11 protein-coding genes and 1 tRNA gene are annotated in these 12,672 nt (G+C 60.0%); 7 read left to right on the forward strand and 5 right to left on the reverse strand.

The window, feature by feature from the left end; genetic code table 11:
* Positions 1–83 precede the first annotated feature (83 nt).
* The 4 genes from map to N902_RS20460 all read right to left on the reverse strand — a co-directional run bounded on the left by map (position 84) and on the right by N902_RS20460 (position 4,277).
* Positions 84–962 carry a type I methionyl aminopeptidase gene (gene map, locus N902_RS0100600; protein WP_027369341.1) on the reverse strand — a complete coding sequence of 293 codons (879 nt, stop codon included), beginning with the start codon at positions 960–962 and terminating at the stop codon, positions 84–86.
* 107 nt (positions 963–1,069) lie between these two features.
* Positions 1,070–2,707 (reverse strand): phosphoglucomutase (alpha-D-glucose-1,6-bisphosphate-dependent), encoded by a 1,638-nt coding sequence (pgm, locus tag N902_RS0100610; RefSeq protein ID WP_027369342.1) that lies wholly within the window; start codon positions 2,705–2,707, stop codon positions 1,070–1,072.
* A gap of 116 nt (positions 2,708–2,823) precedes the next feature.
* Positions 2,824–4,098 carry a radical SAM protein gene (locus N902_RS0100615; protein ID WP_051564052.1) on the reverse strand — a complete coding sequence of 425 codons (1,275 nt, stop codon included), beginning with the start codon at positions 4,096–4,098 and terminating at the stop codon, positions 2,824–2,826.
* Between the two features lie 56 nt (positions 4,099–4,154).
* Positions 4,155–4,277, reverse strand: a complete 123-nt coding sequence (locus tag N902_RS20460; protein ID WP_279614641.1) for a hypothetical protein — start codon at positions 4,275–4,277, stop codon at positions 4,155–4,157.
* Between N902_RS20460 and N902_RS0100625 the strand changes: the two genes are divergently transcribed.
* From N902_RS0100625 to N902_RS0100655, 5 genes are all read left to right on the forward strand, one after another.
* The gene (locus tag N902_RS0100625; protein ID WP_027369344.1) at positions 4,276–5,574 is read left to right on the forward strand and encodes a bifunctional folylpolyglutamate synthase/dihydrofolate synthase; all 1,299 of its coding nucleotides are present in this window, start codon (positions 4,276–4,278) and stop codon (positions 5,572–5,574) included. The genes N902_RS20460 and N902_RS0100625 overlap by 2 nt on opposite strands.
* A gap of 672 nt (positions 5,575–6,246) precedes the next feature.
* Positions 6,247–6,978 carry a FadR/GntR family transcriptional regulator gene (locus N902_RS0100635; RefSeq protein ID WP_027369346.1) on the forward strand — a complete coding sequence of 244 codons (732 nt, stop codon included), beginning with the start codon at positions 6,247–6,249 and terminating at the stop codon, positions 6,976–6,978.
* A gap of 9 nt (positions 6,979–6,987) precedes the next feature.
* Positions 6,988–7,899, forward strand: a complete 912-nt coding sequence (locus tag N902_RS0100640; protein ID WP_027369347.1) for a proline dehydrogenase family protein — start codon at positions 6,988–6,990, stop codon at positions 7,897–7,899.
* A gap of 198 nt (positions 7,900–8,097) precedes the next feature.
* Entirely contained in the window at positions 8,098–9,549 is a 1,452-nt protein-coding gene (gene putP / locus N902_RS0100650; protein ID WP_027369348.1) for a sodium/proline symporter PutP, read from the forward strand.
* Positions 9,550–9,695: 146 nt separating this feature from the next.
* Positions 9,696–10,577 carry a HesA/MoeB/ThiF family protein gene (locus N902_RS0100655; RefSeq protein WP_051564053.1) on the forward strand — a complete coding sequence of 294 codons (882 nt, stop codon included), beginning with the start codon at positions 9,696–9,698 and terminating at the stop codon, positions 10,575–10,577.
* Positions 10,578–10,650: 73 nt separating this feature from the next.
* Here the strand turns inward: N902_RS0100655 and N902_RS0100660 are convergent, their stop codons facing one another.
* Positions 10,651–11,568 (reverse strand): SDR family oxidoreductase, encoded by a 918-nt coding sequence (locus tag N902_RS0100660; protein ID WP_084287552.1) that lies wholly within the window; start codon positions 11,566–11,568, stop codon positions 10,651–10,653.
* A gap of 163 nt (positions 11,569–11,731) precedes the next feature.
* Between N902_RS0100660 and N902_RS0100665 the strand changes: the two genes are divergently transcribed.
* Together N902_RS0100665 and N902_RS0100675 are read left to right on the forward strand one after the other, a co-directional pair.
* Positions 11,732–11,807: transfer RNA gene (locus tag N902_RS0100665), tRNA-Val, on the forward strand.
* 396 nt (positions 11,808–12,203) lie between these two features.
* Positions 12,204–12,671 (forward strand): tRNA (cytidine(34)-2'-O)-methyltransferase, encoded by a 468-nt coding sequence (locus N902_RS0100675; RefSeq protein ID WP_027369351.1) that lies wholly within the window; start codon positions 12,204–12,206, stop codon positions 12,669–12,671.
* The last annotated feature ends 1 nt before the right edge of the window (position 12,672 follow it).

Consider the following 12,672-nt stretch of genomic DNA (forward strand, 5'->3'; position numbering starts at 1 on the left):
TTTTGCGTGTTGACAGGGCCCTGCGGCTGTCTCCAGGGCAGTCGGGGGCCGGGCCGCAAAACAGCATCCCCCAAGAAATGCATTTAGAGCGGGTACGGGGTCAGGCTCTCGTACCCGGTAGTGGTCACCACAATGGTCTGTTCGAACTGGGCTGACAGGGACCCGTCCTTGGTCACTGCCGTCCAGTTGTCGTCCAGGATGCGCAGCTCCCGGCGCCCAAGGTTGATCATCGGCTCCACGGTGAACACCATGCCCGGGACCAGAGGGATCCCCTGCCCCTTGCGGCCGAAATGAGGAATCTGCGGGGGCTCGTGAAACTGAAATCCCACCCCGTGGCCGACCATTTCCCTGACCACCGAGCAGTCCTGCCCCTCGGCCCATTCCTGGATCGCCCACCCGATGTCTCCGACTCTGTTTCCCGGAAAGACTTGCTCCAGCCCCTTGCTCAGGGCCCGGCGGGCGACACGGACGATCTTGTCCGCTTCCGGGCCGACCCGGCCGACACAGAAGGTCTTGTTCGCATCCGCGTAGTATCCGCCCAGGATGGACGTAACATCCACATTCACAATATCCCCTTCCTGCAGCACACGCTCCCCGGGAATCCCGTGGCAGATGACCTCGTTCACCGAAATGCACACGCTTTTGGGAAACCCGTTGTAGTTCAGGGGTGCAGGGGTCGCCCCGTGTCTGAGGGTGTAGTCGTGGACCAGGGTATTGAGGAACTCGGTGGATATTCCGGGCTGGATATGCCTCTCCACCTGGTCCAGGGTGGCAACCACCAGGTCTCCGGCCCGTCGGATGCCCTCGATATCATCGGGCTCCTTGAGACGTATCTTGTACTTTTTGTAATAGGCGTCCTTGTCCATGCCGGGCTGGCTCCCCTCCTTGCCCAGACAGCACTTCTTGTACTTCAGTCCGCTGCCGCAGGGACAGGGGTCGTTGCGTCCAAATCTCATGGTCATGCTTCCTTCATCTCCCGTTCAGGACGGGCCCATCTCTGTTTGGGGTGCCGCCGCTCAGGCCCTGGACACGCTGGGAGCCGCCTGCAGGGCCAGGGCCTGATCCGGACTCAGCCGATCACCGAGTCGACCAGTTCCTGGGCCTCGCGGACGATGCGTTCCACATGCTCCCGGCCCACAAAGCTCTCAGCGTAAATCTTGTATATCTCTTCGGTTCCCGAAGGCCGGGCCGCGAACCACCCGTTCTGGGTCATCACCTTCAGCCCGCCGATGGGCTGCTCGTTACCGGGGGCTGCGGTCAAGGTAGCAAGAATCTCTTCCCCAGCCAAGGTCCGGGTCTGTACGTGCTCCGGGGAAAGCTTTTTCAGGCTCGCTTTCTGGGCCCCGGTGGCCGGGGCGTCAACTCGCACATAGACCGGCGATCCCAGCTCGGCTTCCAGGTCGGCGTACAGCTCGGCCGGGTCCTTCTCCCGGACCGCCGTCATCTCTGCCGCCAAGAGGTTCATGACCAGGCCGTCCTTGTCCGTGGTCCATACCGACCCGTCGAACTGCAGGAACGAGGCCCCGGCGCTCTCCTCGCAGCCCATGCCGATCTCTCCGGAGAGCAGCCCGGAGACAAACCACTTAAAGCCCACCGGTACCTCCACCAGCTCCCGGCCCAGCCTATCGGCCACCCTGTCCAGCATGGAGCTGGTCACCACGGTCTTGCCCAGGGCCACATGGGCTGGCCATCTGGTTCTGGTCTCAAACAGATATTGGGCGCAGACGGACAAAAAGTGGTTGGGGTTCATCAGTCCCTTTCCGGTCACTATCCCGTGGCGGTCGAAGTCGGGGTCATTGCCGAAGGCCAGGTCGAAACGGTCCTTCATGGTGATCAGCCCTGCCATTGCGGCCTGGGAGGAGCAGTCCATCCGGATGACCCCGTCCTTGTCCACAGGCATGAAGGCAAAGGTGGGATCAATCCGTCGATTGACCACCTCCAGGTTCAGCCCATACCTGGAGACTATACGGTCCCAGAACTCCAGGCCGGATCCGCCCAGAGGATCGGCTCCCAGGGCCAGCCCGGAGGAGGCGATGGCCTGCATGTCCACAATCCCGGCCAACCCCTGGACATAGGGGTCCACCATGTCCAGGTGGTGGGTCGTTTCGGCTTGCAAGGCCCGGTCCACAGGCATCCGCCGAACGTCGGCCAGCCCTTTGCCCAGTATGGCGTTGGCCCGATCCTGGATGGCGGCCGTGGCCTCGGTACCCGCCGGACCGCCGTGCGGGGGATTGTACTTTATTCCTCCGTCTTCAGGAGGGTTGTGGGAGGGGGTGATCACGATCCCGTCCGCCCGGGCCTTGTCCTGATCCCGGTTCCAGTCCAGGATCATCCGGGAGATGACCGGAGTAGGCGTATACCCCCTGTTTTGCTGCACAACGGTCTGGACCCCGTTGGCCGCCAACACCTCCAGGGCGGTTTCAAAGGCGGGCTCGGACAAGGCGTGGGTATCGAACCCGACGAACAGGGGGCCCAAGATCCCCTGGGCCTTGCGGTATTCGCATATGGCCTGGGTGATGGCCAGGATATGATGCTGATTGAAGCTCTTCCGCAGGGAGCTGCCCCGATGCCCGGAGGTGCCGAACGCCACCTGCTCTGCTTTGAGCTCCGCAGACGGGTGGCTGTGAAAATAGGACGTTATCAACCGGGGGACATTGATCAGCATGCTCTCCGGAGCCTGCTTCCCGGCCAGTGGATGCTCAGCCATACAATCCTCCTTGGCGCGCACGCCGTAGCTATCGAACCTTTCCCATGCATTTCAGACAGGCCCTCTATGCCCGCGCACCACCCGGCTGTACCCGGCCAAGCCTTTTTCAGGCCTGCTCACAGCCGCTGGATAAGGTACAGATACAAAGGGATCCTGCTCTGCCGCTTCAACCTCTGAAACATGCGTATCTGCTCCTTGGACCGCCGGCGGCTCAGGGGGGAGAGATAGACAGCCCCCTTGGACAGCGGCCGGGATGAGCAGTCCCGGGTCATCTGGCCCAGTGTCTGCCAATGCCCGGACGGCATATCCCAATCCATGAGCAGATTAGCCGTTATTTCAACATTTGGGACTGTGTGATTGATCTCCAGCATCCGTTTAAAGGCCGCAAGGACCTGATCGGACCGGATGGGCTTGCGGATACGGTCCAGGGTCTCTTGATCCCCGGACTCCAGACCGATATTTATATACACATAATAGGGCAGCTCCTGCAATCCGGCCCACAGTTCCGGACCGGCCCGGAGCAGGGAGTCCACGCTTCCGAACAGAAACAGGTACCGGTTGGCCAGGATGGAATCCTCCAGGCCCAGACCGGAAAAGGCCTCCAGAGCCGCTTCCCGGATCAGATCCGGACTGGAGTTCAGGGCGTCGTGCTGACCGAAAAACACCGCGTTGTAGTTGATCCGGTCCGGTCCCAGCAGCTGCCGCAGGCCAAGGATCTGCTCCCGGATATTGTCCCTGCTCCGCTCCTGAAATCCGTGTCTGGACTTGACGCTGCAAAACCCGCAGTTATACAGGCATCCGTCGGATATATTCACCGGCAGGACATCGTAGTCCACGTGCCGGCTGTCCGGAGGCAAGACGCTGACCCTGCCCTGAAGGAGGGCAAACAGGCGCAGGGCCTTGCTCCACAGCCGAGAAGGACTGTTCCCGGCCACTTGCTCCAGAAAATCCCGCACCTCCGGGGACAGGGACCTGTCGCGGACCAGCTGTCCGGCCCTTTTCCGCACCCAGGCCCAGGCCGCAAGCCCCTGCTTGACCTCTGGATCCTGAAACGGATCCCTGGTCCATAAGGAGTTCGACGAATAGGAAAAGCACGGGACATAGTACTCCCCCAGGCAGTCATAGACATTGGTGTAGCCCCCGGAAAAATAGTAGACCCAGTCATTGCCCAGGGTGCGCTTCAGCCACTCCGCCGGATGAGGCCACCTGCTGTTTCTGCCGGACAGGAACCTGGGCTCCCCGTTCAGGTTGAACTGAAATACATAATCCCGGGATCGAATCTCCGAATACCGGCCGTACCGGACTGGATAGCTCAGCTTGGCATGCTCCCGGGCGCCCTGTTTGCCGATCTCTATCTCCAGATCATCCACGACCAGATCACTCATATCCATAAACCGACGAATTGCATATCCCAGTGTTCCCTCTTGCGCAGCCGGGCGCCCTCTTGCTACAACCAAGCGGCCTGGATCAGGCTCATGGCCAGGCCCAGCGTACCGCCCCGCACTCCGACGCTAACCATCACCGCCGGGAAGTGCAAGCCACCGCCTTCCCCAGCCTGGAGTATCGTCATGACCGGAACCAATCCCTCATACGCCGCCTGCCTCAACGAGTTCTACGCTCTGCAAAAGTTCGGCATCAAGTTCGGGCTGTCCTCCACCTCAGCCCTCCTGGACCGGCTCGAAAATCCGGAGCAGGGACAGCACTTCGTGCATATAGCCGGGACCAACGGCAAAGGCTCTGTGGCCTCTTTCTTGGCCCAGATCCTGCGTTCCGCAGGACTCAATGTCGGCTTGTACACCTCGCCCCATCTGGTCCGGTTCACTGAACGCTTTCAGATCAACGGCCGGGAAATACCCCAGGACCAGGCCGCCGACCTGATGCATACCGTCATGGAGGTCTTTGATCCCAGGGAGCCGCCGACATTTTTTGAAGCCGTGACCGTTATGGCCCTTTTGTATTTCGCCCGCCGGAACACGGATATCGTTATCATGGAAACCGGCATGGGCGGCAGGCTGGACGCCACCAACGTGATCCATCCTCTGGTGTCCGTGATTACCTCCATCTCCATGGAACATCAGGAGTACCTGGGCTCCAGCCTGCTGCAAGTGGCCAGGGAGAAAGCCGGAATCATCAAACCATCGGTCCCGGTGCTCACTGCTGCCTCCCAACCCAAGGTCCTGGAGTGCATCCAGGAGACGTGCCGGGCGCAGGACGCGCCATTCTACCGGCTGGGCCGTGATTTTCGGGCCAGGATGCGCGACAGCCGGCTCTTCTACCACGGCCTGCATGCCGAGCTCAAAGCTGTCCCCCTTGGTCTCTCCGGACGGCATCAAGCCCGGAACGCCGCCCTGGCCCTGGCCGCCAGCGAAATCCTGGAAGACAAGGGCTTCTTGGTATCCGACGTCTCCCGCCGGACAGGAGTATCCCAGACCGTCTGGCCCGGCCGGATGCACCTGATGGACGGCCGGCCCCGGATCATGCTCGATGGAGCGCACAATCCGGCGGCCATTGCCGCCTTGGCCGCAAGCCTGCGGGAAAATCCGAACTACCGCCGCCTTATCCTGGTTATCGGGATCATGGCCGACAAGGCGGCCAAGCCCATTCTGCGCTCCATCCTCCCTCTTGCCGGCCAGGTCATCTTTACCCGGCCGGTGTACCCCCGGGCCATGGACCCCTTTCAGCTCAGGGATCAGGCGGAACGGCTCCCATCCAGGAACACCGTGATCCCGTCCTTGCCCAAGGCCCTGGATACGGCCCGGGCCGCAGCCGGCGACCAGGACCTGATCCTGGTCACCGGCTCCCTGTTCACTGTGGGGGAAGCTCTCAGCTACCTGGACCCGGCCGCCTGGGCCCCGGATCCGGCATAGCCTCCGCCTGGTCCGGCCGCCTCGGCGTCTGCCGTTTTTTGTCCGCCAGGCCTTGACAGGGGCTCGTTTTTTGAGCATAAAGGTCAAACCATTATACATATTCCAAGATCAGTTAAACAATGTACAGCACTGGATCTACGGTCCCGCGCCTGTGCTCCTGACCCGCGTACCAAACACCAAGGCCGCAGGCATATGTGGACGGATCGGGACGAGACAGACAGCTGCAGAGCAGCCTGTGCCTGCCCCCTTTGGTATGAAAACCTAGTATTAGTTAATAGTTGGGATAATCCAAATCGAAATCGGGATCGGTATCGAAATCGAAAGGATATGTCATTTGGTGCAGCAGGAACCCTCAGTTTTTGGACCCCGATCCCGATCCCGATCCCGATAGCGATTACGAACCCGAAGAAAGAAAATCACAACAAACGGATGCGCTGGACGCTTATTCTTCGCGCCAGTGATCCTCAGGGTTATCAAGATCCGATTGGGGAGCCACTCCCAGTCGGTATCGAAATCGTTTTGTAGGCTTCGTTAGCGAAAGCGTGCCTACGCCTTGGCAGGCATGCAGGGTAGTTTGCAGCCCATGCCTAACGGGCAACCGCGTTTCGCCCTGCACCCATGCCGCAGCAATGCAGCGTATCGTGCAAACCCTCAACCCCCTGGCCCCGGTGTATGTTCAGAGCAGCCAAGCAGAACAAGATCTTCCAGGATGTGGTGGACCAGATCCAGGAAGCCATCCTCAGCGGAAAGCTCCAGCCCGGAGATGTCCTGCCCTCGGAGCGGGAGCTCAAGGAGCTGCTCCAGGTCAGCCGGGGCACCCTGCGGGAGGCCCTGCGCGTCTTGGAACAGAAGGGGCTGGTGCACATAAAGCTCGGGGTCGGGGGCGGAGCCGTGGTTCAAGACGTGTCCTACGAGCCGGTCAGCGAAAGCCTGGCCCTGCTCATCCGGCACCAGAAGGTGTCTCTGGCCCATTTGGCTGAGTTCAGGGCCGGAGTCGAAGGCGAAGCCGCGTCCAACGCCGCCCGGCGAATCAGCTCGGCCGAGACCGCACATCTCAAGCATCTCCTGGATCAGGCCGTTGCCTGCGCAGAACGGACCACAGGCCGAACCCGCTCCTTTCTGCAGGCGGACAAGGCCATCCATCTGAACCTGGCCACTATCAGCAGCAATCCGATCTCCATCTTTGTGCACAAGTCAATACATGAGAACATAGATCGCTACTACGAACAGTTCCTGGTCATGGACCCGGACGCCATTCAGGAGAACATCCAGGATCTGCGGGCCATTGTGCAGGCCGTCATCTCTGGAGACGCTGAACAGGCCAGAAGATTGGCCACCAGTCATGTGTACCGCTTCACGACATACATGCAGGGCGTTGTGGACCAGAATCCAAACCAAGGTTAGGTGAGCATCATGTCCTTATTCAACCATGCCGTATCCAAGACCATCATGTTCGTTCCCGGACCGATTGTGGGCATCTTTGCCAAAAAGTACATCGCCGGCGACACCCTGGACGACGCGGTCCAGGTCACCCGTAAGCTCAACGCCCAGGGCATCCGGACCACCATCGACGTGCTCGGCGAGTTCATATCCACCAAGGGTGAAGCCTCCTGGTTCAAGAACCAGGCCCTGGAGGTTCTAAAGACCATTCACAGAACCGGCATAGATGCCAACCTGTCCATCAAGCCCACCCAAATGGGCCTGAACCTGGATCAGGACTTCGCCTACGCCAACATCGAAGAAATCGTGTCCTATGCCAAAAGCATCCAGAGCTTCGTGCGCATCGATATGGAAGATATCTCCTGCACAACCCAGACCATCAACTTCTACAGCCGGCTGCGGCAGGCATATGCCCCGCATGTGGGAACGGTGCTCCAGTCCTATCTGCGCCGGACGGTCCGGGACATTGACGATCTCAGTTCAGGTCCGATGAATATCCGTCTGTGCAAGGGGATCTACAATGAGCCCCGGGAGCATGCGTTCAAGCACCCGGAGGTGGTCAGACGCAATTATGTCCTTGCCCTGGAGCGCCTCTTTGAACACAGGGCCTATGTAGGGATTGCCACCCACGACCCGGTCCTGATCTTTGAGGCTATGCGCCTGATCGACAAGCACAACCTCAAGCCCGGGGACTACGAGTTCCAGATGCTGCTCGGGGTCGACGAAAAGCTGCGGGAGATCATCACCTCCCAGGGCCACAACCTGCGGATCTACGTCCCATTCGGCTCCTCCTGGCTGCCCTATGCCAAACGCAGGCTGAAGGAGAATCCGGATATAGCCAGGCACGCCCTGATGCAGATGCTGGGCATGAAGTCCACTGCATAATTCCACCCAGGCCGATGTGCCCGGCTCATCAGCCGGGCACACCCAACATAAACCTCAGGACAGTGCGAAGGAGGTTCGTGCGATGGAAGATGCAACTCTTAGTGCGGCAACCTGGTTCTGGCTCATGGTGCCCATGCCCCTGGTCGTGGTCTTGTCCTTGGTCAACCTGCTGATCAAAAAAGGGAGGGATGAGTAATTATGGATGCACCGACCTTTACCGCCTTTATTGTCTATCTCGCGGTGTTGATGAGCATAGGAATCTTTTTCTATCTGCGGACCAGAAACCTTTCAGACTATATCCTGGGAGGCCGGGGGCTCAATCCTTGGGTGGCGGCCCTGAGCGCCGGGGCTTCGGACATGAGCGGGTGGCTTCTGCTGGGTCTGCCCGGAGCAATGTACGCCGGGGGAATGAACAATATCTGGATCGCCATAGGCCTGTCCATCGGCGCCTTTTTGAACTGGCAGTTCGTGGCCAAGCGGCTCCGGCAGTATACGGAAGTGGCCAACGACTCCATTACCCTCCCGGACTACCTGGAAAATCGGTTCAACGACACCTCCCGGGTCCTGCGGGTTATCTCCGCCGTGGTCATTCTCGTCTTCTTCACCATTTATGTTTCTTCCGGCCTGGTCGGCGGGGCTATTCTGTTTGAAAGCACCTTTGGTCTGGATTATCAGGTGGCCCTGTGGGTCGGATCGCTGATAATCGTCTCCTACACCTTTCTGGGCGGCTTCATGGCTGTGAGCTGGACGGATTTTATCCAGGGGACCCTCATGTTTCTGGCCCTGTTGATTGTGCCCATGATCGTCATTCACAACATGGGCAGCTGGGGAGATGTCGTGGCCAAGGCCGGAAAAATCGACCCTGAATACCTGGATGCCTTCTCCGGGATGACCCTGTTGTCCATCATATCCCTCATGGCCTGGGGGCTGGGCTATTTCGGGCAGCCGCACATCCTGGCCAGATTCATGGCCATCCGCTATGCCAAGGATACGCCCAAGGCCCAGATGGTGGGCATGACCTGGATGGTTTTCGGGCTCTTCGGGGCCATCTTCACCGGCTTCGCCGGCATCGCCTACTTTGCCAACTCCCCCCTGGACAACTCGGAAACAGTCTTTATCTCCCTGGTCCAGCTCCTGTTCAATCCCTGGATCGGCGGAATACTCCTGGCCGCCATCCTCTCGGCCATCATGAGCACGGTCGACTCCCAGCTCTTGGTCTGCTCCAGCGCCATTGCCGAGGACTTCTACAAACAGATCCTGCGCAAAGAGGCCAAGCGCCAGGAGCTGGTCTGGATCGGCAGATTTTCAGTCATCATTCTGGCCTTGATAGCCACTTCCCTGGCAGCCAACCCGGAGAGCAAGGTCCTGGATCTTGTGGCCTACGCCTGGGGCGGCTTTGGAGCCTCCTTCGGCCCCATTGTCCTTTTATCCCTGTTCTGGAGGCGCTTGACCCGAAACGGGGCCCTGGCCGGAATCGTCCTCGGGGCTGTCACGGTCATCGTCTGGAAGAACCTGTCCGGCGGCTTCTTCGATCTCTACGAGATACTGCCCGGATTCATCCTCTGCGCCCTGGCCGCAATCGTGACCAGCCTGGTGGACAAAAAGCCCTCGACTGAAATCCAGGCCCAGTTCGACTCCATCGGGAAATAAACACCGGCAGGCCCGGGACTCTCCCCCGGTCCCGGGCCTGCTCTTCCCTTTTTTTGATCAATGCATTCCCTCCCTGCCCAAAATATGCTAGTGCTCTACAAAGTCCCTTTTCCCTTCAAGCACAGCATACTCCAAGGAGCACTGGCATGAATGGGCCATTTGACCATGATGCGAATGCCGTGGATCCATCCCTGGCTGACCGGATCGCCTCTCTGGCGGCCTCAGTCCACATTCCGGGAACCAGGGACAGGGTCCCCACCCTGGACCACAGTCAGATCCTGGCCCTGCACCGGCAATCCGGACACTCCGTATCCTGCATCCATCGCACCGCCCTTACCCGGGGCGTCCTCCCCTTATGCTACCTGCGCAACTGCCCGGCCCTGTCCCTTGATGAACAGCTGCGGCTGGCAATGAGCACAGTGGCCGTTGTCGGCGCGGGCGGGCTGGGTGGACAGGTTCTGGTTACCCTGGCCCGGGTGGGCATCGGCCGGCTGATTGTCATCGATCCCGGACGGTTTGAGGAAAGCAATCTCAATCGGCAGGCCCTGTGCACTCACTCCAGCCTGGGCAGGACCAAGGCTCAGACCGCGCAAAACGTGCTGTACGAAATCAATCCCGGGGTGGAGGTCTCTGTTCATCCCCTGCGCCTGAACCCGGCGAACTGCACCCAGCTCATCACCCCGGCGGATATTGCTGTCGACGCCCTGGACAGCATCGAGGACCGCTTTGTGCTCCAAAAAGGGTGCAGGACAACCGGGATCCCCTTGGTCCATGCGGCCATTGACGGATTTTTCGGGCAGCTGATGACTATCTTTCCCCAGGACGAGGGCCTGGCCGGCATTTACGGCCCAAAACCTTCGTCACCCTCTGCATCCCTGGGCAATCCGGCCATGACCGCGGCTTCCCTGGCCACGCTGCAGGCCATGGAGGTCTTGAAGATCATCCTCGGCCGGGGACAGCTGATGCGGCACACAATGCTGACCCTGGAGCTGGAAAAGGGGCTCTTGGAACAGCTGAGCTTTTCCTGACCCCCACTGGCCTGGTCTCTGGGGTGAAAGGGCGGTCCAAGCTCGGGACGCGGGATGTCTTCCTGCGTCCCGCTTAGAACTGAATATGTCTGGAATGAAAGGTGAAGATGTAGTCCCGCAGGGCCTGGGGCCAGGGCCTGGCCTTGATCCTGCCCAGGGCCAGGCTGGGCTTGGGGTCCAGAACGGAAAAAATGGGCCGTGCATGCTGGGAAAGCTGGGGACCGGAGGTTACAGCCTGAATCGTGCAGTTCAGTCCGCAGGTATTCAGGACTTCAGCCGCCAGCTCGCACCAGCTGGCCTGTCCATTGTTGCACACGTGCTGCACGCCGGTCACCCCGTTGCCTATCAGCCGCAGTACATACAGGGCCAAATCCAGGCTGTAGGTCGGTGAGCCGACCTGGTCGTGGGGGACCTGCAAACAGCTGCACTGCTGTCCCTGGTCCAGGACCCAGTCCACAAAGTTCGGGCCGAATGGTCCAAACAGCCATGACGAGCGAACAATCAGCAGGTTGTCCAGACCGCAGTGCAGCAGGGCCCGCTCTCCGGCCGCAAAGCTCTGTCCGCATGCGGAGACCGGATTCGGGGTGTCCTCCGCCCTGTACGGGGTCTGCCGCCTGCCGTCGAAGACGCAGTCGGAACTGAAAGAGACCAGCCCGGCTCCCAGCTTGTGCACTGCCCTGGCCAGGGCGCAAGGCAGCTCCTTGTTCCAGAACAGGGCTGTGGACGGCTCCAGCTCAGCCTTTTGCGTATCTGTGCATCCCAAGGTATTGATCACCAGGTCCGGTTCCAGCCGGTCCAGCTCCCTGCACCAGGCCTCTACGCTCCGGCCTGGATGCTCTCCCTGCTCCTGAAGCACTTCACAGCCGGAGGCCCGCAGGCAATGGACCAGGGCCGGACCGAGCATGCCCTGCTCCTGTCCCAGGACCAGGATCCGGCCCGGCAGATCAGCTGCTTGGGCTTGCCCCTGGATATGTAGATCCGTGTCTTTCATTGGCCGCTCCGGGATAACGGCAGCACCATTGAGGCCGGACAGCCGCCGGCCGTAAACGTTCAGCCCCAGTGCCAAATCTTAAGGGCCCCGCAACTTCTGTGGTTGTGCTCCCTCTTTCGGGACTTGTCAACACACCCAATCTGAGATAGGGTACTTTTTGTTCGGGCGGTTAACTCAGTGGTTAGAGTGCCATCTTCACACGGTGGAAGTCCGGGGTTCAAATCCCTGACCGCCCACCACTGAATGCAAAATCCCTGTTCACTGAACAGGGATTTTTTTCGGCTCTTCGACACAAAAAGTGGAATTGCATATATAAGAGTTTGCCGTCTCTTCTGTGTGCCGTAAGCGGCAGGCCCTCACATTTTCTTGGTCCCGCCAAAAGGGGGAAACCAGGCACTCACATGCATGATATGCTCAGTCCATCTGAAGGCAATGTCCATCATGGGAGTGCCTGGAGGGGGCAGGGATCCCCCCTTTGGCGGGGCTTAGAAAATACCGGGCCGAAAGTGGGCACACAGAAGAGATGGCAAACTCCAAAAATCCACAGGCTACGTCGAAGAACCTTTTTTTCTATGCCCTCTCTCAAGACTCTGGAACCTGCAGCCCCTATCAATCCTTGACCATCCTGAACCGCCATGCAGCTCGTTCTTTTTCAGCCCGAAATCCCTCCAAACACAGGAAACATTGCCCGTCTGTGCGCCGCAACCCGTACCCCCCTGCACCTCATCGAGCCCTTGGGTTTCAGCCTGGAGGACAGATACCTCAAGCGGGCGGGACTGGACTACTGGCCGCATGTTGACGTCCATGTCTGGCCCGAGTGGGATACATTCCTGGCCTCCCTTTCCGCCGCAGACCACGTGCTCCTGACCAGTGCCCGGAAAGGCCGCTCCCTGTTCTCCTGCACCTTGACCGGCCGGGAGGTCCTGGTCTTCGGTCCGGAGACCACTGGGCTGCCTGGGTGGCTCTCCCAGCGCCACCCGCACCATGTCCGCATCCCCATCTGGGGCCGGGTCCGGAGCCTGAATCTGGCCAACGCGGCTGCGGTCTGCCTCTACGAGGGCTACCGACAGATCGGTTTTCCCGTCCCGGAAACAGGCCTTTAGC

The organism is Desulfovermiculus halophilus DSM 18834 (assembly GCF_000620765.1).
Classification (GTDB): Bacteria; Desulfobacterota; Desulfovibrionia; order Desulfovibrionales; family Desulfothermaceae; genus Desulfovermiculus; species Desulfovermiculus halophilus.